The organism is Aeromonas sp. (assembly GCF_050252055.1).
Lineage (GTDB): Bacteria > Pseudomonadota > Gammaproteobacteria > Enterobacterales > Aeromonadaceae > Aeromonas > Aeromonas caviae.
In genome coordinates this window covers 59,580-81,597 of sequence record NZ_JBFWLQ010000001.1, presented here as the reverse complement: position 1 = coordinate 81,597, position 22,018 = coordinate 59,580, and the positions used below count along the sequence as shown (strand labels likewise).

The window sequence follows — 22,018 nt, the reverse complement described above, 5'->3', positions numbered from 1 at the left end:
AGCAGCACTTGGCTGTTAGCCCTGGCCGCAATAATGCTTTATCATTGCCGGCTAACATAAAGCAATGACATGCAATGTCAACTCGATGGATCCTGACATAAAATGCATGCCCTGAATCCACCGTTTTTACTACGGATTGCGCGAGCCTTTCACATGACAAAATGGACACTGGGATACTCCTGTCCCATCGCCCTGACCATCAGCCTTGTTCCTGCCCTGAGCCCGCTCATGGCCCAGGCAGCGCCACTCAATGCGCCACCCGCTACCGGGATCCTCGACAGCCTCTGCTATGACTATGTCCCCAAGATAGAGAAGCCCAGTGCGGGCCAGGACGCCAATGCCCAGCCCGTCGAGGTGGATGCCGATCGCCTGGAGGCCAAGCAGGGCGGTACCGCCGTCTACGAGGGTGACGTCAAGGTGCGCCAGGGCGTGCGCAAGTTCGACTCCGACTATGCCCAGCTCGACCAGAAGAGCCGGGATGTCATCGCCATCGGCAACATCTATTACAACGATGGTCAGATCACGGTCACCAGCGACAAGACCCTCAAGTCCAACCTGGACACCAAGAACTCCGAGCTGGAAGAGGGCAAGTATCAAGTCCATGGCTCACCGGTGCGCGGCTTCGCCGAAAAGGTGACCATGACCAACAACAACCAGAACATCACCCTGGAAGGGGCCCAGTACACCACCTGCCCACCGGGCCAGGAGGCCTGGACCCTGAAGGCCGGCAGCATCGACATCGATCAATCCGAGGTATTCGGGGAAGCCTGGAACGCCAGCCTCTGGCTCTATGACTATCCGGTCTTCTACTTCCCCTATATCAACTTCCCCATCAAGGATGAGCGCAAGACCGGTCTGCTCTACCCGGGCTATACCCAAAGCTCCAAGAACGGCATGGACATCACCCAGCCGTTCTACTGGAACATCGCCCCCAACTACGATGCCACCATCACCTCCCGCTTCATGGACAGACGGGGCCTGATGGAACAGGTCGAGTTCCGCTACATGCCGGACCCGGCCCACGTGGGGAGCCTCTACTTCGAGAACCTGGCGGACGACAAGCAGTACGACGAGACGGCCAGCCTCAATCAGCATCTCTCTGACGGTCACCGTTACCTGCTGAGTGCCCGCCACACCTCCATGTTCATGGACAACGCCATGCGGGTGTCGGTGGACTACACCAAGGTACGGGACCAGGACTACAACTACTTCAACGACTTCACCCCCAAGGTGGGGACCCAGGTCGACAACCAGTTGCAGCAATCCCTGAAGGCAGGTTACTACCAGCAGAACTGGAACCTCGATGCCGAGGTACGGACCTATCAGATCCTGCTGGCCAGCGCCCAGCAGCCCCACGAGCTGATGCCGCGCATCAACCACAACTACTACCAGCAGGGCAGCTGGTACGATCTGGCCTGGAATACCGAGCTGACCAACTTCGGCTACAACAACGATCAGGCCATCGAGCAGAACAAGGGGGAAGCCTATACCGGCACCCGGGTCTACACGGCCCCCACCCTGACCATCCCCCTCGTTGACGAGGCGGGTTACTTCCTCGACAGCCAATACAAGCTGATGTACACCCGTTACGACCAGACGGTGCCTGACCAGATGAGCAGCACCTTCACCAATCGTTTCACCCCGAGAGAGGGCGGCGACGTCACCCTGGAAGAGGGGACCATCACCCGGGTACTGCCCTCGTTCCGTCTCAAGGGCGGCATGACCTTCGAGCGGGATCAGCAGTGGTTTGGCGAGGGAGCCAACCAGACCCTGGAGCCTGAATTCCAGTACCTCTATGTGCCCTACAAAGATCAGGACAACATCGGTGTCTATGACTCCACCACCATGCGCCAGGACTACTACAGCCTGTTCAGCGATCGCCGCTTCGCCGGTCTGGACCGCATCAGTGACTCCAACCGGCTCTCCTTGGGGGTCACCACCCGCATTTATGATCCGGCCGGGGATGAACGAATCCGGTTGGCCGTTGCCCAAGCCTTCGACTTCGTTGCGCCCAGGGTCAAGCTTTACAGCAGCGATGAGCTGAGTACCAATACCCGCTCCCCGCTGTCGTTCGAGGGTGACGCCAAGATCAACGAGCAGTGGTATGCCCATGCGGGGGCACAATATGATATGGAACAGCGCCAGATAAGCTCTGCCAACAGCGCCCTGGAATACCGTCACGAAAAGTTGATCAGCCAGTTGAACCACCGCTTCGTGCGGGATGCCAACTACGACCTCGACCACAAGGGCCAGGTGACGGATCTCAACCAGATCGGCCTGCTGCTGACCACCCCGCTGGACGATCGCTGGCACCTTTATGGCGGCTACTATCAGGAGCTCAACCAGAACGTCAAAGTGGACCGCAAGGTGGGTCTGAAATACGACTCCTGCTGCTGGAGCATCAACTTCAACCTGGAATGGGTCAACACGCCAGACAACGTGAACCTGACCCCGACGTCCGAGCGCAGCCTCGGCATTCAATTTGAAATGAAAGGATTGGGTAGCGTGGGTACCGGCTCCAAGGGCACTTCCCTGGACACCGAAGCACTGCCTTACATTCGTCCGTTTAACCTGCGAGACCAGTAATCGGTCTGGCAAACGCCTTGAGAGATGGATATGAAGAAGACGTTGATTTCCCTGCTGACCGCAGGCCTGTTCGGAGTCATGAGCCAGGGTGCCCTCGCCGCCCCCGAGCTGATGGACAAGGTGCTGGCCGTGGTCAACAAGGATGTGGTGCTGGCCAGTCAGCAGGAGGCCCTCGTGCAAAAGGTCAAGGCCTCCGCCCAGGAGAGCGGCCAGTCCCTGCCCGATGACGTCACCCTGCGCAAGCAGGCGCTGGATCGCCTGATCCAGGAGAGCCTGCAACTGCAACTGGCGGAGCGCCAGGGGCTCAAGATCAGTGACACCCAGCTGGAACAGGCCATTCAGAGCATCGCCGCCGACAACAAGATGAACCTGGAGCAACTGCGCGCCCAACTGGAGCGGGAAGGCCTGACCTATGCCCAGTACCGTGAGGAGGTGCGCCGCGAGATCCTGATGAACGAGGTGCGCCGCAGCCAGGTCCGCCGTCGCATCAACATCTCCGATCAGGAGGTCAAACAGGTGGTCGAGGCCCTCAGCAAACAGGGCCAGCAGCAGACGTCATATCATATCGGCCATATCCAGGTCGCGCTGCCGGACAACCCGAATGCCGAGCAGCTCAACGCTGCCAAGGCCAAGATCGAGCGCATTCTGACGTCCCTGAAAGAGGGGGCAGACTTCCGCAAGCTGGCCATTGCCGAGAGTAACGGTCCCAAGGCGCTGGAAGGGGGTGACTGGGGCTGGTTGAGCCCGCAGGAGATGCCCACCCTGATGGCGGAAGCCGTGCAAGGGGCCGGCAAGGGTGACATCGTCGGCCCGCTGCGCTCCGGCGCCGGTCTGCACATCATCAAGATCTTCGACACCAAGGGTCAGCAACAGGTCATGCAGACCGAGGTCAAGGCGCGCCACATCCTGATCAAGCCCTCCATCATCCTGAGCGAGGAGAAGGCCAAGGGCACCCTGGACGGCATCCTGCACGACATCAAGAGCGGCAAGGCCAGCTTTGCCAGCATGGCAGAGAAATACTCCGAGGATCCGGGCTCTGCGGTGCAGGGTGGCGAGCTGGGCTGGTCTGATCCCAACGTCTATGTACCGGAATTCCGCGACATGCTGGGTCGCCTGCAACCGGGCCAGATCAGCGAACCCTTCCGCACCAGCCACGGCTGGCACATCGTGCAGCTCGAGGATCGCCGCAGCCAGGACGCCACCGGCAAGGCCCAGGAGCAACGCGCCTACCAGCTCATCTTCAACCGCCGCTTCGCCGAAGAGTCCCAGGCCTGGCTGGATGAGCTGCGCGACGAAGCCTACATCCAGATCGAACCCAATTGATGGGCGACAAGCAGATGAACAAGGCGCATCCAGGGCATGCCGAGGCACAGCTGAGCTGCCACCGGCTTGCCATCACCCCGGGTGAACCGGCTGGCATAGGCCCGGATCTGGTACTGCAGATTGCCCAGCAGGATTGGCCCCATCAGCTGGTGGTGATCGCCGATCCCGCCCTGTTGCGCGAACGGGCCGCCCTGCTGGGGCTGTCCGTCGAGCTTGAACCCTATGACGAAAGCGCCCCCACCCGTCCGCAGCGGGCGGGGACTCTGACCGTCTGCCCCGTGCCGCTCGGCGCCCCCGTGGTGCCAGGCAAGCTGGATGAGGGCAACGGCGCCTATGTGCTGGCCACCTTGCAGCGCGCCTGCGACGGCAACCTGAGCGGCGAATTTGCCGCCGTGGTGACCGGGCCGGTGCACAAGGGGATCATCAACCAGGCGGGCGTCTCGTTCAGCGGTCACACCGAGTTCTTCGCCCAGCAGTCCGACACCGCCGATGTGGTGATGCTGCTGGCCACCGAAGGGCTGAGAGTGGCCCTCGCGACCACCCATATTCCCCTTGCCTATGTGGCCAAGGCCATCACCGAGGATCGCCTTGGCAAGGTGATCCGCATCCTGGATGCGGATCTCAAGCGCAAGTTCGGCATCGAACAGCCCCGGATCTATGTCTGCGGCCTCAATCCCCATGCCGGGGAAGGGGGTCATCTGGGCCGTGAAGAGATCGATGTCATCGAACCCGCCCTGGCCGCCCTGCGCCAGGAAGGGATCGATCTGGTCGGCCCGCTGCCGGCCGATACCCTGTTCCAGGACAAATACCTCAAGGATGCGGATGCGGTACTCGCCATGTACCACGATCAGGGGCTGCCCGTGCTCAAGTACAAGGGCTTTGGCAACTCGGTCAACATCACCCTCGGACTTCCCTTCATCCGTACCTCGGTGGACCACGGCACCGCGCTGGATCTGGCAGGCAAGAACCTGGCAGACCCCGGCAGCCTCACCACCGCGATCAACCACGCCATCCAGATGGTAGAGAAAAAAAGATATGAGCAGTAAGGTGCACATGGGCCACACGGCCCGTAAGCGTTTCGGTCAGAACTTCTTGCACGACCGGTATGTGATCGACCAGATAGTGGCCGCCATCAACCCGCAACCGGGTCAGAATCTGGTGGAGATCGGCCCGGGTCTGGCTGCGCTCACCGAGCCGGTCGCCGCCCAGATGGACAAGATGACCGTGGTCGAGCTGGACCGGGATCTTGCCGCACGTCTGCGCGAACACCCGACCCTGAAAGAGAAGCTGACCGTCATCGAAGCCGATGCCATGCGCTTTGACTTCAGCACCCTGATGGGGGAAAGCAAGGGGCCGCTGCGCATCTTCGGTAACCTGCCCTACAACATCTCCACCCCGCTCATCTTCCACCTGTGCGAATTTGCCGACCGGGTGGAGGACATGCACTTCATGCTGCAAAAGGAAGTGGTGCTGCGTCTGGCCGCCGGCCCGGGCAGCAAGGCCTATGGCCGTCTGAGCGTGATGACCCAGTACTACTGTCAGGTAGTGCCGGTGCTGGAAGTGGGCCCGGGCGCCTTCAAGCCGGCGCCGAAGGTGGATTCCGCCGTGGTGCGTCTGATCCCGCACAAGAACCCGACTATCGTCGCGAAAGACATTCGTTGCCTGAACCGGGTCTGCACCGAAGGCTTCGGCCAGCGTCGCAAGACCATTCGCAACAGCTTCTCCAACTTCATCACCGACGCCCAGCTGACCGAGCTTGGCATCGATGGCAACCTGCGCCCGGAGAATCTCTCCCTCGAGCAGTTCGTCACGATCGCCAACTGGCTGGCCGACCAGCAACAGGCCTGATCCCATGACCCAAGCCCGGATAGTGGTCCGCCCCCACCCAAGCTATGTGGCGGGAACCGCAGATCCCTACCATTTTCTCTATCGCATCGAGATTGAGAACCTGGGTCCGGGCACGGTGCAACTGCTGCATCGACGCTGGCTCATTACGGATGCCAATGGCAAGATGCTGGAAGTGGAAGGTCCCGGCGTGGTCGGTGAACAACCCCTGATCGCCCCCGGCGAGACCTTTTCCTACCAGAGTGGCGTTCCCCTCGCCACACCGCTTGGCGTGATGGAAGGCAGCTACATCCTGCAGGATGAATCGGGGCAACAATTCGAAGCCCCCATCGCCCCCTTCACGCTGGCCGTCCCCAACATAATCAACTGAGGTTTCATGGCGAACTGTTTCGTCGGTGATATCCAGGGCTGCTACGACGATTTGCGCCGTCTGCTGGATCTTGCCGAGTTCGACTTCGATAACGACACGCTCTGGCTGTGTGGCGATCTCGTCGCCCGGGGGCCGGACTCCCTCAACACCCTGCGTTTCGTCAAATCACTGGGGCAGCAGGCCGTCACCGTGCTCGGCAACCACGACCTGCACCTGCTGGCGGTGGCCCACGGGGTCGCCCCGCTCAAGAAGAAAGACAAGCTGCAGGCGCTGATGGAGGCGCCGGATCGGGACGAGCTGCTGGAGTGGCTGCGTCACCGTCCCCTGCTGGCAGAACACCCCGACCTGCCCATCATGATGGTGCATGCGGGCCTCTCCCCCGCCTGGGACGCCCACACCGCCCGCAGTTGTGCCCGGGAGGTGGAGAGCCTGCTGCGCGGGGATCAGTACAGCTGGCTGCTGCACAACATGTATGGCGATCAGCCCGACAGCTGGAACGACAACCTGCTGGGCATAGAGCGTTACCGCTACATCATCAACAGCTTCACCCGGATGCGCTTTTGCTACTTCGACGGGCGCCTCGACTTCAAATGCAAGAAGGGCCCCACCGAATCGACCCCGGGCCTGCGCCCCTGGTTCGAGCAGCGCGAGCACCATGTGGATGACCCCATCCTGGTCTTCGGCCACTGGGCGGCCCTGATGGGCAACACCGGCAAATCCGATATCAAGGGACTCGACACCGGGTGCGTCTGGGGCAACAGCCTCACCCTGTGGCGCTACGAGGACGACGCCCTGATCGCCACCCCCTGCCCGGCCTATGCCAAGTAGAGCGGCTCTTTGCGGAACAAGGGAATGATCCGCCGTTGAGAGGACAGCAATGCCCTCTCCTGCGAAATGGAGCTGAAAACAGAACGGGCCCGGCAATGCCGGGCCCGTTTTTTCATGATGAGCGGATCAGAGCCTGCGCCCCAGCCGTTTCTCGACCTGGCGCCGCTCCCATTCCGGGCCAAACAGCTTGAAGGGCTGGAACAGGTTGATGGCGTGAGAAGCCAATCCCAACCCCCAGCCCAGCATGGGCCACCAGGCCCAGATATAATCCGGGTTGCTCAGGTAGTTGATGATGAACAGCCCCCCTATCACCAGCACATAGCTCATGAGGTGGCCGTAGAAGCCCCTGAGCCCCTCCACGAACTTCATCGCCTCCCGCTCATCCCGCGCCACCTGCACGCGTCCCCGATCTTCGCCCTCATTCCCTTTCATCTCGCTCTCCTGCAGTTGGGTCACATCGAGCTCGAAGACGGCGGCCAGGGCCTTGAGGGATTCCAGTCCGGGTTGTTGTCCCTGCTCTATTCGCTGAATGGTGCGAACGCTCAGGCCAGTGAGGGTCGCCAGCTGTTCCTGGGACCATCCCCGTTGCAATCTCAACTTCCTGACGATCATCTTGCGCTCCTTGTGGTGATTGACAGGGCCAGCATAGGGAAAGGGCATGAGAGGCGACACGACAGATGGCCGACACTCACCTGACTTCCTTTAAAAATCATAAACTTACTACCACGCAATCGTGGCTCTTTCGCCCGAGCAGCCAGGCTTGGCGTGCCGCTGGCGGCCAGGCGTCGCGGGGGTTACAACCCCTGCATCAGCTCGGCACCAATCTCGAAGGAGCGCAGGCGCGCCTGATGATCGACGATGGGGCCGTTGAACATCAGCTCGTCCGCTCCGGTCTCTGCCAGCAGAGCCTTGAGGCCGTGGCGTACCCGATCCGGCTCCCCCACCAGGGAGCGAGCCAGGGTCTGCTCCATCGCCATCAATTCGCGGGGAGACCACTCATCCCCCAGCGTCTGCACCGGCAGTGGCAGCTTGCCGGCATCCCCCCGGTAGAGACGCAGGAACTGCTGCTGCAGGGTGGTGAACAGGAAGCGGGCCTCACGGTCGGTGTCGGCGGCGATCAGATTCACGCACACCACCGCATGGGGTTTGGGCCAGCGGGCAGAGGGGCGGTATTGGGTACGGTAGATCTCCAGCGCCTGCAGCAACATGGCGGGAGCGAAGTGGGAAGCAAAGCCGAACGGCAACCCCATGGCCGCAGCCAGTTGGGCACTGTAGAGGCTGGAGCCCAGCAGCCAGATGGGCACATGGAGTCCCTGACCCGGCACCGCCTGCACGGCACCGACCTCGTCGCCGAAATAACTCATCAGTTCGCGTACATCCGCCGGGAAGTCATCCACCTCGCCGCTGCGCTGGCGGCGAAGCGCCTGCATGGTGCGCTGATCGCTGCCAGGGGCGCGGCCCAGGCCGAGATCGATGCGATCCGGATAGAGGGAACTCAGCGTGCCGAACTGCTCCGCAATGACCAGGGGGGAGTGGTTCGGCAACATGATGCCGCCAGCTCCGAGCCGCAACGTCGTGGTGCCCCCGGCCAGGTGGCCAATCAGCACCGCTGTGGCGGCGCTGGCAATGCCCGGCATGTTGTGGTGCTCCGCCAGCCAGTAGCGATGGTAACCCCAGCGCTCCGCATGGCGAGCCAGATCCAGCGAGTGGCGAAACGACTCGGCCGGCAGACCACCTTCGGGAACGGGCACCAGATCCAGCACGGAATAGGGGACGACAGACATGGGACACTCCATTGGTTCACAGGGCGTTTATCAGGGGAGCAATGTAGCACGAGATATCTGAACGAATCATCTCACCACAGGGGCAAGGACGCAGCGCGAAGGCCGGCTGTTGATTTGGGGCTGAAGAGCGCAAGATCGAGTCCTAGGCTTTTTGTCATCCAGCAAGCACACTGTTAGGTGACCAATACGGCGATCGCCAGGGGACAAGGATCCGTCCATGACAAACGCAAGTCTCAGTCGCAGACCCTTTTACGTACACATTGCCACCCTTTTCATCCTGCTCTTCTCCTTGCTGGGGGGCGCCCTCATCGTGCTGCAGTTCCAGCAGGGCATGCAGCAGGGGCTGGAGCACGAACGTCAGAGCTTCCAGCAATACCGGGAGCAGCTTGCCCTCGCCATCAAGCTGAACCAGCGACCGGCCCGCATGTCCCTGAATCTGCTGCGCAGCGGCCAGCTGTCCGCCATGACAGGGCTGGAGACGCGGCTAGCCTTCCTGCCCCAGCTGGCGGAAGTGCTGGCCAACAGCACCAGTTACGGTGCCATCTATGCCGGTTACGAGGACGGCGATTTCTTTCTGGTACGCAAGCTGACCGAACGGGCGAGAGGGGCGCTGGAGGCGCCTCCGCCCGAGAGCCGCCTGCTGGTCCAGAGCCTGCATCAGGGACAGGGAGAGTTCCTCTATTTCGACCAGCGGCTGCGGCTGCTGGAGCGGCGCCCCATGCCGGATTACCGTTTCGATCCGCGAGATCGGGGCTGGTACAAGGAGGCGCGCTGGAGCACGGGCATCATAGTGACCCACCCTTACCTCTTCTTCACTACCCGGGAGCCAGGCATGACACTGGCGGTGGAGAGCGATGATCGCCGGGCGGTGATCGGGCTCGATGCGGGCGTGGAGGGACTCTCTTCCCTCATCGGCGAGTTGCCCCTGCCCGGTCACAGCCAGCTGGTGCTGTTTGACGAGGTCGGGACCCTGCTGGCCACGGATCCCGAGCGCCTTCCAAGCTTCGAGCAACTGAGCCGCCTGCCCATGCTGTCGGCCCTCAATCACCCCATTCTCACCAGGCTGCAACAGGAGATGGCTGCTCGGCCTGCTCTGCTGCATCACCCCGCCGAGCTGACCCTGGCAACGGTTCAGGGTCAGGAGTGGCTGGTCAACCTCTCCTCCCTCGGGGAAGAGTCTCCGTTTTATCTCGCCCTCCTGGTGCCCACCGAGGTGCTCACCGCCCCGGCGCGCCAGGATGCGCTGCACAATCTCGCCTGGGCCCTTGCCGGTCTGCTGCTCCTGCTGCCCGTCATCTGGCTGGCTGCCCGGCGCACTGCCGCCCCCTTGCTGGTATTGACCGGGGAGGCTGAGCGGATCCAGCACTTCGACTTTGGCGAAAGCCCGGGGCCGGATTCGGCGATCCGCGAAATTGACGACCTCGCCCGCGCCATGTCCAGCATGCGCCTGACCCTCGGCAATTTCATGAACATGGGCCGGGCGCTGGCGGCAGAGCATCGCTTCGATTCGTTGCTCAGCCGCATCCTGCACGAGACGGTGGCGGCAGCCCAGGCCGAGGGCGGCTGCCTCTTCCTGGCCCAGGAGAGCGAGATGCAGGCCGTTCATGCCATCTGGCAGGGGCAGCCGCTGGCGTGCGAACAGGTACAGTGGCAGGCTGCGCTGCTCGGCGGTCTCTACCACACGGAGCGCCTCTGCCTGCCCCTCGACGAGGCACAGTGGGCCCGCTACCTCACCGACTGGGGCCCCTTCCCCGGTGCCTGCCAACTGCTGGTCGAGCCCCTTCACAACCACCGTCAGGAGCTGATCGGCTGCCTGCTGCTGATCCTGCCAGACTGCTCGGCCCGCGAACTGGCCTCGCGCATCAGCCTCATCGAGGCACTGGCGGGCACCTCCTCCTCCGCCATCGAAAACCAGCGCCTGCTGGAGGAGCAGAAGCAACTGCTGGAAGCCTTCATCGAGCTCATCGCCGGTGCCATCGATGCCAAGAGCCCCTACACCGGCGGCCACTGCCAGCGGGTGCCGGAACTGGCCAGGATGCTGACCCAGGCTGCCTGCTCACAGCAGACGGGGCCCTTTGCCGATTTCCGGCTCAACGAAGAGGAGTGGGAGGCCATCCATATCGCGAGCTGGCTGCACGACTGCGGCAAGGTCACCACCCCGGAGTTCGTGGTGGACAAGGCGACCAAGCTCGAGACCATCTACGACAGGATCCACGAGATCCGCACCCGCTTCGAGGTGCTCAAGCGGGATGCCCACATCGAGGCGCTCTGTGGCCTGCTGCCCCCATCCGGACAGCAGGCCGCCCTCAAGGCTGTAACCCCCCTCTGGCACACCCTGGATCAGGAGTTCGCCTTCGTGGCCGAGTGCAATCTGGGGGGCGAGTGGATGGCGCCGGAGAAACTCGCCAGGCTGGATGCCATTGCCAGCCGCACCTGGTTGCGCACTCTGGACGATCGGCTCGGTATCAGTCAGGAGGAACGCAAGCGCCACCAGGAGGCACCCTCTCCCCTCCCCTGCCGAGAGTCGCTGCTCGCCGACAAGGCGGTCCATCTCGTCCCTCGCCCCGAGCACGACAATCTCGCACGACACAACCCATGGGGCTTCAAGGTGCGGGTGCCCACCCACCTCTACAACCGGGGGGAACGCTACAACCTCGCCATCGGCCGTGGCACCCTCACCGAAGAGGAGCGCTACAAGATCAACGATCACATCATCCAGACCATACGCATGCTGGAGAAGCTTCCCTTCCCCCGCCATTTGCGCAAGGTGCCGGAGATTGCGGGGGGCCATCACGAGCGGATGGACGGCACGGGCTATCCGCGCCAGTTGCAAGGGGGGCAGATGAGCATTCCAGCCCGCATCATGGCCATTGCAGACATCTTCGAGGCGCTGACGGCGAGCGATCGCCCCTACAAGTCTGGCAAAACGGTCTCCCAGTCCCTGGCCATCATGGTGAAGATGGTGCAGGAACAGCACATAGACCCGGCCCTGTTTGCCCTCTTCATCGAGAGCGGCATCTGGCGGGACTACGCCAGACGCTTCCTCGCCCCCGAGCAGCTGGACGAGGTCGAATGCCAGGCCTTGCTGGCAGGATCACACTGACCTTCCGCTGGCTCTCGCCCATAAAAAAACGGTCAACCCAGGTTGACCGTTTTTCGTTCCACTGCGCCCCTTAGAACAGCAGGTGCGCCACACCGGCAATCACCGGCAGGGTGACCAGGGTGCGCAGCAGGAAGATGACGAACAGCTCCCACAACTTGACCGGGATCTTGCTGCCCAGCAACAGAGCGCCCACTTCCGACATGTAGATGAGCTGGGTGACCGACATGGCGGCGATCACGAAGCGGGTGATGTCGCTCTCGATGGTGGAGGCCAGCACCGCCGGGATGAACATGTCGGCGAAGCCCACCATGATGGTCTTGGAAGCGGCTTCCGCCTCCGGCAGTTGCAGCAGCTCGAGCAAAGGCACGAAGGGCGCCCCCAGCCAGTTAAACACCGGGGTGTGCTCCGCCAGCATCAGGGCACAGGTCCCGACGGCCATCACCACCGGCAGCACGCCAAATACCATGTCCAGGGCGTTTTTCACCCCTTCACGCGCCACGGCGCCGAGATCCGTCATGCTGTCGGCTTTGGTCAGGGCACGATGGTAGCCGTAGCTCAGCACGCTGTGCTGATGGGGGATGGCCTCCTGCTTGCGGCACAGGGGAGTACCGTCGCTGTAGACATCCTTCTTCCAGGAGAGCGGCGGCAGGCGCGGTACCACGATGGCGGCCACCACACCGGCCAGGCAGACGGTCAGGTAGAAGGGGACGAACATGTGCTCCAGCTTCACCTGGGAGATCACCACCAGACAGAAGGTGATGGAGACGGCGGAGAAGGTGGTACCGATGACGGCCGCTTCCCGCTGGGTGTAGAACTTGCCTTCATACTGCTTGCTGGTCAGCAGGATCCCGACGCTGCCATCACCGAGCCAGGAGGCGAAGCAGTCCACCGCAGAACGACCCGGCAGACGGAACACCGGACGCATGATGCGGGTCATCATGGTACCGACAAACTCCAGCAGACCAAAATCCAGCAGCAAGGGCAGCAGCAGGCCCGCAAAGATGAAGACGGAGAACAGTACCGGCAGCAGATCATGCAGCACCAGGCCGCCGGTCGCCCCTGAGCGCAGCACCTCGGGACCGGCTTCAAAGAAGGTCAACAGCACGAAGACCCCGCCCAGCACCCGCACGCACGCCCAGAAGGGGGAGACGTTGAACAGGCTGTTGAGGAAGGGGCGTTTTACCAGGATCGCCGGTTTAAACAGCCAGGCGATCAGGGTCATCAGCATGGTGGTGGTGATGATGGCGCTGACCATGGCCACCAGATGATCGGCAAACACCGTTTGAACCAGCTTCGCCAGCACGGCGACGGGAATGGTGACATTGCCGTCATAGATGACCGGGGTCATGAACAGCAGGATCCCGATCAGTGACGGGATCAAAAACATCAGCACGTTGCGGCGAGTACGGATTGCCGGTGCTTCCAGGGTCTTTTCCAACATATAAACAGCCTTAAATGTGACTTTTCCTTCAGCCGGGCCGCCTGCATACTCATGCCCTCGCCCGGAAAACGGGCGCAAGAATAACCCAAAAAACTGCACAAACAAGCCGTTAATTGATCATTTCAAGCATAAATATTTTATCAGGCGAACCATCCATAAGAACAAACCAAAACAGTCATGCATATCGATTCAATTTGAATGGTTAGCATAATGTTTCATACAGGTTACATTCAGGTGCGCAGTATAATCCGCAGCCACTGTCAGGCAATAAGAGACATGAAAAATATATCTATAGGGTGATCCCGTCGATCCTCCCATAAAAAAACCGGAGCCTGTCTGGCTCCGGTCTTGTCACGAACATGATGCTCAATCGCGAACGTAAATGACTTCGACGCCGTCGTCGTCCTCATCGTCCCAGTCGTCATCGTCCAGACCATCATCGAAGGCCTTGGACGCCGCCAGGGCATCGGCTTCCGCCTTGGCCAGCTGGTTCTTGTGATAGTCGTCCCACTTGAACTCCACCTTCTCGATGGCGTCTCTGGCATCTTCCGCCAGCTGACGGGGCATGGTGTCCAGCAGATCCAGGATGTCGTAGCACACCTTCTTGGTGCCTTCCTTGCTGATGGCGGTGATGGCGTAGACCGGACCTTCATGGTTGAGGGCTGCCTTGACTCTGTCCATCACTTCCTGAGCCTCTTCTTCCAGGATCAGGTCCATCTTGTTGAACACCAGCCAGCGCGGCTTGCCCGCAAGCTCGGGGCTGTATTTTTCCAGCTCCCGGACGATGGTCACGGCGTTCTCGGCCGGGTCGGAGCCATCCACCGGGCAGATATCCACCAGGTGGATCAGGACGCGGCAACGCTCCAGGTGCTTGAGGAAGCGGATACCCAGGCCTGCACCCTCGGCAGCCCCTTCGATGAGGCCGGGAATGTCGGCAATGACGAAGGAGCGGGAGTTCTCGCCACGTACCACACCCAGGTTCGGTACCAGGGTGGTGAAGGGGTAGTCTGCCACTTTCGGACGGGCCGCAGAAACGGCGCGAATGAAGGTGGACTTGCCTGCGTTGGGCAGACCGAGCATGCCGACATCCGCCAGCAGCAGCAGCTCCAGCCTCAGGGTACGCACTTCACCCGGGGTGCCGTTGCTCTTCTGGCGCGGCGCCCGGTTGACCGAGCTCTTGAAGCGGGTGTTGCCAAGGCCGTGGAAGCCGCCCTTGGCAACCAGCAGCTTCTGATCGTGACTGGTCAAATCCCCCAGCAGTTCGCCGGTGTCTTCATCGGTGGCACGGGTTCCCACCGGCACGCGCAGGATCTTGTCCTTGCCGCGACGACCGGTACAGTTGGCACTCTGACCGTTCTCGCCACGCTCGGCGGCGTGGAAGCGCTCGAAACGGTAGTCGATCAGGGTGTTCAGGTTTTCATCGGCCACCAGATACACGTCGCCACCATCACCGCCGTCACCGCCGTCCGGGCCGCCGTTCGGGATGTACTTCTCGCGGCGGAAGCTCACACAACCGTTACCACCGTCACCGGCATCGACTCGAATCTGGACTTCATCAACAAACTTCATAGGTAACCGTCACCTTAATTCGAAAAACCGATACGCAATTATAGTGATACGGGCCCCTTCGGGCGAGGCGCATCTGGCCGATGAGGGCTGTCTGCGCCGGCTCATCCGCGTGCCGTTTTTTCGTCAAACTCATCAGAAAAACAAAAGCCCCGCCAGGTTGGCGGGGCTTCGGATCCTTGCGGTCCGTAATTACTCAGCAACGATGCTGACGTACTTACGATTCTGCGGACCTTTAACTTCGAACTGCACTTTACCGTTCGCGGTAGCGAACAGAGTGTGGTCCTTGCCCAGACCAACGTTCTCACCAGCGTGGAACTTGGTGCCGCGCTGACGAACGATGATGCTGCCAGCCAGAACTGTTTCGCCGCCGAAACGCTTCACGCCCAGGCGTTTAGCTTCAGAATCGCGACCGTTGCGGGATGAACCGCCAGCTTTTTTGTGTGCCATCTATCGGACTCCTCTAATTAAGCGCTGATGCCAGTGATTTTGACTTCAGTGAACCACTGACGGTGGCCCGCTTGCTTACGGTGGTGCTTACGACGACGGAACTTGACGATAGTCACTTTCTCGCCACGGCCGTGAGCCACAACTTCAGCCACAACCTTGCCACCTTCAACGAAAGGAGCACCTACTTTGAAAGTGTCGCCTGCAGCAACCATCAGCACTTCGTTGAAGTCGATGGTAGCGCCAGTCTCAACGTTCAGCTTTTCCAGACGAACGATTTGACCTTCGGCCACACGGTGTTGTTTTCCGCCGCTTTGGAATACCGCGTACATTTGATTAACTCCGTAAAGGCGTGTCTTTTGCTCAAGGCTAGACACGCACAAAAACCTATAACAATGGGCGGGCATTCTACGCAGAACGATTTGCCGAGGCAAGGCCAATTTAGCAAAAAGTTTATTTTGTGCGCATATCTGCCCCCGTGAATAAACGCCTAACTGTAACCCATTGTGAAATCGTGTAGAATCCCCGCCATTGCTAAAAACGCAGTAAATGCTGCCGTCACGTTACGAGACTTATGGACCAACAGACTATCCGTGCGCTCTGTGCCGCCGACATGACGGCGGTCAATGAACTGATCCTGGCGAGACTCCAGTCCGATGTCAGCCTGATCAACCAGCTGGGTTTCTATATTGTCAGTGCAGGCGGAAAACGGATGCGCCCCATGCTGACCGTGATGGCCGCACGCGCACTGGGCTATGAGGGTGAAGATCACCTGAAACTGGCCGCCATCATCGAGTTCATTCACACCTCCACCCTGCTGCACGACGACGTGGTCGACGAATCCGACCTGCGCCGCGGCCGGGAAACCGCCAACGCCCTGTTTGGCAACGCCGCCAGCGTCCTGGTGGGTGACTACCTCTACAGCCGCTCCTTCCAGATGATGAGCGAACTCTCCAACCTGAAGGTGATGGAGATCCTCTCCGATGCCACCAACACCATCGCCGAAGGAGAAGTGCTGCAGCTGATGAACTGCAACGATCCGGATACCACGGAAGAGAGCTACATGACGGTCATCTACTGCAAGACCGCCAAGCTGTTTGAAGCCGCGACCCGACTCGCCGCCGTGCTGACCCATCAGCCCGAGCCCGTCGAGCAGGCCATGACCGACTACGGCAAGTACCTGGGTACCGCGTTCCAGATCATCGACGACGTGATGGACTACTGCTCCCAGAGCGAGGAGATGGGCAAGAACGTGGGTGACGATCTGGCCGAAGGCAAGCCGACCCTGCCGCTGTTGCGCGCCATGGAAGTGGGTACCCCGGAAGAGCGTCAACTGGTGCGCGATGCCATCGAGCACCGCAACGGTATGGATCACCTGGAGCGTATTCTGGGCATCCTGGATCGCACCGGAGCTCTCGAATACTCCCGCCAGCGAGCTCGGGAAGAGGCTGACAAGGCCATCGCCGCCCTCGCCATCCTGCCTGACTCCCGGCACAAGCAAGCGCTGGAGACCCTGGCCCACATGGCGGTGCAGCGCAGCGCCTGATGCCAGCCGGCGGACAATAAAAAAGAGGCCCTCTGGCCTCTTTTTTATTGTCCGAATTCCCCGTGCCACTGTCGTATCAACACAGGCTCTAACGGGCCAACGCCCACAAGATGACACCACCTGCCACCACCAGACAGCCGCCGATGCGGCGCAGCTGTTCCGACGGCAACTCCCCGAGCAGGCGCAGCATCTGCTGCCATGCCCTGGGAGCGAGCAAGGGCCCCAATCCTTCGAAGAGCAGCAGCAACCCCAGCCCCATCAACATGGATGTCAGCATCACCTCTCCTTATCCCCTGCCGGTCTGTGGCTGGCAAACAAAAGGGCCTGAATCATCAGGCCCTTGGGTCATATCAACACGTGTTTACTGCTTGTTGCCGTGCGGCGACTTGAGGTAGCGGAAGAACTCGCTGTCCGGTTTCAGGACCATGAGGTCGTTGCCACCGGCGAAGCTCTTGCGATAGGCCTCCATGCTGCGCACGAAACTGAAGAACTCCGGGTCCTTCTTGTAGCTGTCGGCATAGATCCTGGCGGCTTCGGCATCCCCTTCACCACGCAGTTGACGGGCATTACTCTCGGCGTCGGCGATCATCACGGTCACCTTGCGGTCGATGTCGGCACGCAGGATCTCGGCCTGCTCGCGGCCCTGTGAACGGTGTTCACGGGCAACCGCGGTCCGCTCGGCACGCATCCGCTGATAGATGGAGCTGGAAACTTCCACCGGCAGGTTGATCTGCTTGATGCGCACATCCACCACCTTGATGCCGAGCTCGGAGGAGCGCGCCATCTTCATCAGGGCATCTTCCATCACGGTACTGCGCTCGCCGGAGACGATGTCCTTGATGGTGCGGTTACCGATCTCGGAACGCAGGCCGTTGTTGATCTTGCGCTTGAGCAGGTCTTCAGCCTGGATCTTGTTGCCACCACCGGTCGCCAGGTAGTACTTGGAGAAGTCCTCGATCTTCCACTTCACGTAGGAGTCGATGATGAGGTCCTTCTTCTCGGACGTAACGAAGCGATCCGCCTGGCCTTCCAGGGTCTGGATGCGGGCATCCATCTTGCGTACCTGGTCGATGAGCGGCACCTTGAAGTGCAGGCCCGGCTCGTACAGGCGTGGTTCACCGGAGTCGACCCGTTTCACCTTGCCAAACTGCACCACGATCCCCTTCTGTCCCTCATCGACGATGAAGATGGAAGAGAAACAGACCATGGCGGCCACAGCGATGACACCAATAGCTAGCTTTTTCATCTATCAGTTTCTCCCTGTGCTGAAACGATCACCGCCACGCAGCGGGGTCGGAGTGGAGTTGGCCCCTTCGTTGGACGGCTGGGCCGCCTCGACTGCCGGGGTGCCCGCAGGACGTGCCGGTTGCACGGCATTCGCCTTGCCAGAGAGCTTGTCGAGCGGCAGGTAGATCATGCTGTTGTTGCCAGCCGGCATGTCGACCACCACCTTGTTGGCCTGCTGATAGAGCTCTTCCATGGTTTCCAGGTAGATACGATCACGGGTCAGCTCGGGCGCGGCCTGATACTGGGGCAGCAGCTCGTTGAAGCGAGCGACTTCACCCTTGGCCTTCAACACGATCTGGGACTTGTAGGCTTCGGCCTCCTGCTCCAGACGTTTGACCTGGCCACGAGCCTTGGGCTCCACTTCACGGGCATAGGCTTCCGCTTCACGGATGAAACGCTGCTCATCTTCCTGGGCGGAGATGGCGTCATCAAACGCATCCTTCACCTCTTCCGGCGGACGCGCCGGCAGGAAGTTGACGTCCACGATCTGCAGACCCATCTGATAGGGCTCGATGATGCTGTCGATCACCTGCCAGGTTTCCTGACGCACCTTCTCACGACCCGTGGTCAGCACATCGTCCATCCGGGTGTGACCCACCACGTAGCGCAGGGCGCTGTCGGTGGCCTGGCTCAGGCTCTCGTCGGCGTTGGTCACGCTGAACAGGTACTGCTCGGGATCGACCACGCGATACTGCACGTCCATCTCGACCCGTACCACGTTCTCATCCTGGGTCAGCATGAAACCGGACGCCGGCAGGGAACGGACAGACTCCACGTCCACCGGGATCACCCGGTCGATGAAGGTCGGTTTCCAGCGCAGGCCGGGATCCACGTTGTGGGAGTATTCGCCAAAGCGCAGCACCACGCCCCGCTCGGCTTCGCGAATGGTGTAGAAGCCGCTGACGACCCACACCACCACGGCCACCACCAAGGCGATGGAGAGGCCGAACTTGCCGACGTCACCACCACCGGATTTGCCACCACCGAGCAGACCGCCAAAACGACGGCTCACCTTGCGAAGCATCTCGTCCAGATCAGGGGGGCCCTGATTCTTGCCGTTGTTCCCCCAGGGGTCACGGTCTTTGCCATTGTTACCAGGCTCATTCCAAGCCATCAGCGTCTCCATTAATACATGCGGATGGATATCATCTCTATCGGGCCACAGAGGAGCGATGAAATCAGCAAACCATTTATGTTCATCGACTCATCAATGCCTGATAAAGCGTTGTAAACTCTCACCTTCTTGTTTCATGAGGCGGTTCCAGTCAGCCAGTTGCAGGCGAACTTCCAGCACAAAGTCCCCCTCCTCGCTGAAACCTTCCTGCTCGATACCTTTCAGCCGATAGAGCGCACTGCGCAGTCTGGCGGCGGAAGGGGGCAGTTGCAGGGTGTGATGCACCATGGAGCCGGCCAGCAGTTCGGTCAGTGCCTGGAACAGGTATTCACTGCCCTCGCCAGTCTGGGCCGACAACCAGACTCGCACCGGTCGCCCAGCCTCATCCCGTTCAAGACCAGCCGGACGATCCCCCAGCTTGTCGATCTTGTTGCAGATCATCAGTTGGGGACGGTCATCCGCCTCGATCTCGGCCAGCACACGCTGGACCGACTCGATATTCTCCTGCATCTGTTCATCGGCGCAGTCCACCACATGCAGCAGCAGGTCCGCTTCGCGAGTCTCCTGCAGGGTCGCCTTGAAGGCCGCGACCAGATCATGGGGCAAGTGCCGAATAAATCCAACTGTATCCGCCAGGATCACATCACCCACATCCTGGATCACCAATTTGCGCAGGGTGGGGTCCAGGGTTGCGAACAATTGGTCGGCAGCATACACGCTGGCATCTGTAAGTTGGTTGAACAAAGTGGATTTTCCGGCGTTGGTATACCCCACCAGAGAAACGGTCGGCACTTCGTTGCGGTTGCGGGCACGGCGCCCCTGCTCCCGCTGCTTGGCCACCTTGTCGAGGCGGCGCAAAATGGCCTTGATGCGCTCACGCAGCAGGCGTCGGTCGGTTTCAAGCTGGGTTTCACCCGGGCCGCGCAGACCGATCCCCCCCTTTTGTCGCTCAAGGTGGGTCCAGCCTCGCACCAGACGAGTGGAAAGATGGCGCAACTGGGCCAGTTCGACCTGCAACTTGCCTTCGTGAGTGCGGGCGCGCTGGGCGAAGATATCGAGGATAAGACCAGTCCTGTCCACGACCCGGCACTGGAACAGACGCTCCAGGTTGCGCTCCTGGGCAGGGGTCAGGGCATGGTTGAAGATGACCACGTCGGCGTCCAGCATCTGGACCTGGGACGCGATCTCTTCCGCCTTGCCGCTGCCGACAAAAAATTTGGCGCTGGGTGCGCTGCGACTGGTGGTGATCACCCCCAGTGCATTGACCCCGGCCGAGCTCACCAGCATCTTGAGCTCGTCCAGATCCTCCCGCTCGCCCTCATCGCTGAAGTTGACATGTACCAGAACGGCCTGTTCACCAGCTTCGTAACGGTCAAACAAGCGCTTGCTCCTTGACAGGTATCATGATGGATCTGAGTTGGCGAGTGAACTCGCCGCAGGATATCACGCCTCGGCTTCACCCTGCTCTTCACCGGCGGCGCCCGGGGCGTGCTGGTGATGGTTGACGGCACGGGCCGGCACCACGGTGGAAATGGCGTGCTTGTAGACCATCTGGCTCACGGTGTTCTTCAGCAGAATGACAAACTGGTCAAACGATTCGATCTGACCCTGCAGTTTGATGCCGTTCACCAAATAGATAGAAACAGGAATACGCTCACGGCGCAGCGCATTCAAAAACGGGTCTTGGAGAGATTGCCCCTTAGCCATCTTTCTTTTCCTTATAGTTTGTTGTTTTTAAACACCGGATATTCAATATAACAACCTGATTATACAGGAGTGTCAAGCCGGACCAGCTTGGGCGACGACCCTGGCCAGATTGCCAGACTCACCAGATTCCAACCAGGTCACATCAGGCCAACCGCGCAACCAGGTCATCTGACGCTTGGCCAACTGGCGGGTGGCAACAATGCCGCGATAACGCATCTCATCATACTCCACTTCCCCCGCCAGGTAGTCCCACATTTGGCGGTATCCCACGCAGCGAATGGAGGGAAGATCCGGGGTGAGATCCCCCCGCTCGTAAAGCGCCCTGACCTCCTGCTCGAAGCCGCTGCCCAGCATCTTGTCAAACCGCTGTTCGATGCGCTGGTGCAGCACGGCCCGATCCCTCGGCGCGATGGCAAACTGCAGCGCCCGGTAGGGCAGCCCCTCTCCCTGTACCTGGGTCAGCTCGGTGAGGGTCTTGCCGCTGATGCGGTAAACCTCGAGCGCCCGGCACAGGCGCTGGGGATCGTTGGGGTGGATGCGGGCACCGGCCACCGGGTCGATGCGCACCAGTTCGTCATGGAGCGCCTGCCAGCCGAGGCGGGCAGCCTCTTCCTCGATGCCGGCCCGAATGGCGGGATCGGCGGAAGGCAGCGGAGAAAGCCCCTCCAGCAGCGCCTTGAAATAGAGCATGGTGCCGCCCACCAGCAGCGGAATGCGGCCACGGTCGGCGATCTCTTTCATCTCCCGCAGGGCATCCTTGCAAAAATCCGCCGCCGAATAGCTCATGGCGGGATCCAGGATGTCGATCAGCCGATGCGGGGCCTGCGCCAGCTCGGCTGGCGTCGGCTTGGCTGTGCCTATGTCCATGCCGCGATAGATGAGCGCGGAGTCCACGCTGATGATGTCGCAGGGCAGGGCCTGGCACAGTTCAATGGCGAGATCCGTCTTGCCGGAGGCCGTCGGCCCCATCAGAAAAATTGCAGTCGGCAAGTCAGCCACGTTTAACACTCCCTTCGGCCGCCCCTTCACGGGCGAGCCGGCATAAAACTGGTCATATGGATGCAGCAGACG

Annotated in this window: 20 protein-coding genes; 8 read left to right on the top strand and 12 right to left on the bottom strand. The window is 60.9% G+C overall.

Annotated features, from left to right (window positions below; genetic code table 11):
* The first annotated feature begins 153 nt into the window (after positions 1 to 153).
* The 6 genes from lptD to AB7E19_RS00330 are packed head-to-tail and all read left to right on the top strand — an operon-like array spanning position 154 to position 6,952.
* Positions 154 to 2,586 carry an LPS assembly protein LptD gene (gene lptD / locus AB7E19_RS00355; protein ID WP_045523771.1) on the top strand — a complete coding sequence of 811 codons (2,433 nt, stop codon included), beginning with the start codon at positions 154 to 156 and terminating at the stop codon, positions 2,584 to 2,586.
* A gap of 30 nt (positions 2,587 to 2,616) precedes the next feature.
* Positions 2,617 to 3,909 (top strand): peptidylprolyl isomerase SurA, encoded by a 1,293-nt coding sequence (gene surA / locus AB7E19_RS00350; protein WP_134997931.1) that lies wholly within the window; start codon positions 2,617 to 2,619, stop codon positions 3,907 to 3,909.
* 50 nt (positions 3,910 to 3,959) lie between these two features.
* Positions 3,960 to 4,955, top strand: coding sequence for a 4-hydroxythreonine-4-phosphate dehydrogenase PdxA (gene pdxA, locus AB7E19_RS00345; protein ID WP_322131030.1), 996 nt, complete (start codon positions 3,960 to 3,962; stop codon positions 4,953 to 4,955).
* Entirely contained in the window at positions 4,945 to 5,757 is an 813-nt protein-coding gene (gene rsmA, locus AB7E19_RS00340; RefSeq protein ID WP_322131015.1) for a 16S rRNA (adenine(1518)-N(6)/adenine(1519)-N(6))-dimethyltransferase RsmA, read from the top strand. Before pdxA ends, rsmA begins: the two co-directional genes overlap by 11 nt.
* 4 nt (positions 5,758 to 5,761) lie before the next feature.
* A complete protein-coding gene (gene apaG, locus AB7E19_RS00335; protein WP_010673206.1) occupies positions 5,762 to 6,124 on the top strand; it encodes a Co2+/Mg2+ efflux protein ApaG in 363 nt (120 codons plus the stop codon).
* Positions 6,125 to 6,130: 6 nt separating this feature from the next.
* Positions 6,131 to 6,952, top strand: a complete 822-nt coding sequence (locus AB7E19_RS00330; RefSeq protein ID WP_039040022.1) for a symmetrical bis(5'-nucleosyl)-tetraphosphatase — start codon at positions 6,131 to 6,133, stop codon at positions 6,950 to 6,952.
* Between the two features lie 126 nt (positions 6,953 to 7,078).
* Here the strand turns inward: AB7E19_RS00330 and AB7E19_RS00325 are convergent, their stop codons facing one another.
* Positions 7,079 to 7,564 (bottom strand): 2TM domain-containing protein, encoded by a 486-nt coding sequence (locus AB7E19_RS00325; RefSeq protein ID WP_045523772.1) that lies wholly within the window; start codon positions 7,562 to 7,564, stop codon positions 7,079 to 7,081.
* 182 nt (positions 7,565 to 7,746) lie between these two features.
* Positions 7,747 to 8,736, bottom strand: a complete 990-nt coding sequence (locus tag AB7E19_RS00320) for a luciferase-like monooxygenase (protein ID WP_010673203.1) — start codon at positions 8,734 to 8,736, stop codon at positions 7,747 to 7,749.
* Positions 8,737 to 8,953: 217 nt separating this feature from the next.
* Between AB7E19_RS00320 and AB7E19_RS00315 the strand changes: the two genes are divergently transcribed.
* Entirely contained in the window at positions 8,954 to 11,839 is a 2,886-nt protein-coding gene (locus AB7E19_RS00315; RefSeq protein WP_427934415.1) for an HD domain-containing phosphohydrolase, read from the top strand.
* A gap of 70 nt (positions 11,840 to 11,909) precedes the next feature.
* On the opposite strand, the gene AB7E19_RS00310 is transcribed toward AB7E19_RS00315, so the two are convergent.
* From AB7E19_RS00310 to rplU, 4 genes are all read right to left on the bottom strand, one after another.
* A complete protein-coding gene (locus tag AB7E19_RS00310) occupies positions 11,910 to 13,280 on the bottom strand; it encodes a YjiH family protein (RefSeq protein ID WP_010673201.1) in 1,371 nt (456 codons plus the stop codon).
* A gap of 366 nt (positions 13,281 to 13,646) precedes the next feature.
* Complete coding sequence (gene cgtA / locus AB7E19_RS00305; protein ID WP_010673200.1) at positions 13,647 to 14,849, bottom strand: Obg family GTPase CgtA; 1,203 nt, start codon at positions 14,847 to 14,849, stop codon at positions 13,647 to 13,649.
* Positions 14,850 to 15,038: 189 nt separating this feature from the next.
* Complete coding sequence (rpmA, locus tag AB7E19_RS00300) at positions 15,039 to 15,296, bottom strand: 50S ribosomal protein L27 (RefSeq protein ID WP_010673199.1); 258 nt, start codon at positions 15,294 to 15,296, stop codon at positions 15,039 to 15,041.
* Positions 15,297 to 15,313: 17 nt separating this feature from the next.
* Positions 15,314 to 15,625 carry a 50S ribosomal protein L21 gene (gene rplU / locus AB7E19_RS00295; protein WP_005304210.1) on the bottom strand — a complete coding sequence of 104 codons (312 nt, stop codon included), beginning with the start codon at positions 15,623 to 15,625 and terminating at the stop codon, positions 15,314 to 15,316.
* 242 nt (positions 15,626 to 15,867) lie between these two features.
* Between rplU and ispB the strand changes: the two genes are divergently transcribed.
* Positions 15,868 to 16,839 carry an octaprenyl diphosphate synthase gene (gene ispB / locus AB7E19_RS00290; protein ID WP_010673198.1) on the top strand — a complete coding sequence of 324 codons (972 nt, stop codon included), beginning with the start codon at positions 15,868 to 15,870 and terminating at the stop codon, positions 16,837 to 16,839.
* An 88-nt stretch (positions 16,840 to 16,927) separates the two neighbouring features.
* Here the strand turns inward: ispB and AB7E19_RS00285 are convergent, their stop codons facing one another.
* The 6 genes from AB7E19_RS00285 to miaA form a co-directional block, all read right to left on the bottom strand.
* Positions 16,928 to 17,116 carry a DUF2065 domain-containing protein gene (locus AB7E19_RS00285; RefSeq protein WP_427934411.1) on the bottom strand — a complete coding sequence of 63 codons (189 nt, stop codon included), beginning with the start codon at positions 17,114 to 17,116 and terminating at the stop codon, positions 16,928 to 16,930.
* 84 nt (positions 17,117 to 17,200) lie between these two features.
* Positions 17,201 to 18,085, bottom strand: a complete 885-nt coding sequence (gene hflC, locus AB7E19_RS00280; protein ID WP_010673196.1) for a protease modulator HflC — start codon at positions 18,083 to 18,085, stop codon at positions 17,201 to 17,203.
* A 3-nt stretch (positions 18,086 to 18,088) separates the two neighbouring features.
* Positions 18,089 to 19,240, bottom strand: a complete 1,152-nt coding sequence (gene hflK, locus AB7E19_RS00275) for an FtsH protease activity modulator HflK (protein ID WP_010673195.1) — start codon at positions 19,238 to 19,240, stop codon at positions 18,089 to 18,091.
* A gap of 93 nt (positions 19,241 to 19,333) precedes the next feature.
* Complete coding sequence (hflX, locus tag AB7E19_RS00270) at positions 19,334 to 20,620, bottom strand: ribosome rescue GTPase HflX (protein ID WP_010673194.1); 1,287 nt, start codon at positions 20,618 to 20,620, stop codon at positions 19,334 to 19,336.
* A gap of 63 nt (positions 20,621 to 20,683) precedes the next feature.
* On the bottom strand, positions 20,684 to 20,947 hold the full coding sequence (gene hfq, locus AB7E19_RS00265; RefSeq protein ID WP_011704864.1) for an RNA chaperone Hfq: 264 nt from the start codon (positions 20,945 to 20,947) through the stop codon (positions 20,684 to 20,686).
* Positions 20,948 to 21,019: 72 nt separating this feature from the next.
* On the bottom strand, positions 21,020 to 21,937 hold the full coding sequence (gene miaA, locus AB7E19_RS00260; RefSeq protein ID WP_080770083.1) for a tRNA (adenosine(37)-N6)-dimethylallyltransferase MiaA: 918 nt from the start codon (positions 21,935 to 21,937) through the stop codon (positions 21,020 to 21,022).
* Positions 21,938 to 22,018: the final 81 nt, after the last annotated feature.

Excerpts from the sequence above, each read along its gene's own strand:
- lptD (WP_045523771.1), top strand. The coding sequence starts at position 154 with ATGACAAAATGGACACTGGGATACTCCTGTCCCATCGCCCTGACCATC.
- surA (WP_134997931.1), top strand. The coding sequence starts at position 2,617 with ATGAAGAAGACGTTGATTTCCCTGCTGACCGCAGGCCTGTTCGGAGTC.
- rsmA (WP_322131015.1), top strand. The coding sequence starts at position 4,945 with ATGAGCAGTAAGGTGCACATGGGCCACACGGCCCGTAAGCGTTTCGGT.
- apaG (WP_010673206.1), top strand. The coding sequence starts at position 5,762 with ATGACCCAAGCCCGGATAGTGGTCCGCCCCCACCCAAGCTATGTGGCG.
- AB7E19_RS00330 (WP_039040022.1), top strand. The coding sequence starts at position 6,131 with ATGGCGAACTGTTTCGTCGGTGATATCCAGGGCTGCTACGACGATTTG.
- AB7E19_RS00325 (WP_045523772.1), bottom strand. The coding sequence starts at position 7,564 with ATGATCGTCAGGAAGTTGAGATTGCAACGGGGATGGTCCCAGGAACAG.
- AB7E19_RS00320 (WP_010673203.1), bottom strand. The coding sequence starts at position 8,736 with ATGTCTGTCGTCCCCTATTCCGTGCTGGATCTGGTGCCCGTTCCCGAA.
- AB7E19_RS00315 (WP_427934415.1), top strand. The coding sequence starts at position 8,954 with ATGACAAACGCAAGTCTCAGTCGCAGACCCTTTTACGTACACATTGCC.
- AB7E19_RS00310 (WP_010673201.1), bottom strand. The coding sequence starts at position 13,280 with ATGTTGGAAAAGACCCTGGAAGCACCGGCAATCCGTACTCGCCGCAAC.
- cgtA (WP_010673200.1), bottom strand. The coding sequence starts at position 14,849 with ATGAAGTTTGTTGATGAAGTCCAGATTCGAGTCGATGCCGGTGACGGT.
- rpmA (WP_010673199.1), bottom strand. The coding sequence starts at position 15,296 with ATGGCACACAAAAAAGCTGGCGGTTCATCCCGCAACGGTCGCGATTCT.
- rplU (WP_005304210.1), bottom strand. The coding sequence starts at position 15,625 with ATGTACGCGGTATTCCAAAGCGGCGGAAAACAACACCGTGTGGCCGAA.
- ispB (WP_010673198.1), top strand. The coding sequence starts at position 15,868 with ATGGACCAACAGACTATCCGTGCGCTCTGTGCCGCCGACATGACGGCG.
- AB7E19_RS00285 (WP_427934411.1), bottom strand. The coding sequence starts at position 17,116 with ATGCTGACATCCATGTTGATGGGGCTGGGGTTGCTGCTGCTCTTCGAA.
- hflC (WP_010673196.1), bottom strand. The coding sequence starts at position 18,085 with ATGAAAAAGCTAGCTATTGGTGTCATCGCTGTGGCCGCCATGGTCTGT.
- hflK (WP_010673195.1), bottom strand. The coding sequence starts at position 19,240 with ATGGCTTGGAATGAGCCTGGTAACAATGGCAAAGACCGTGACCCCTGG.
- hfq (WP_011704864.1), bottom strand. The coding sequence starts at position 20,947 with ATGGCTAAGGGGCAATCTCTCCAAGACCCGTTTTTGAATGCGCTGCGC.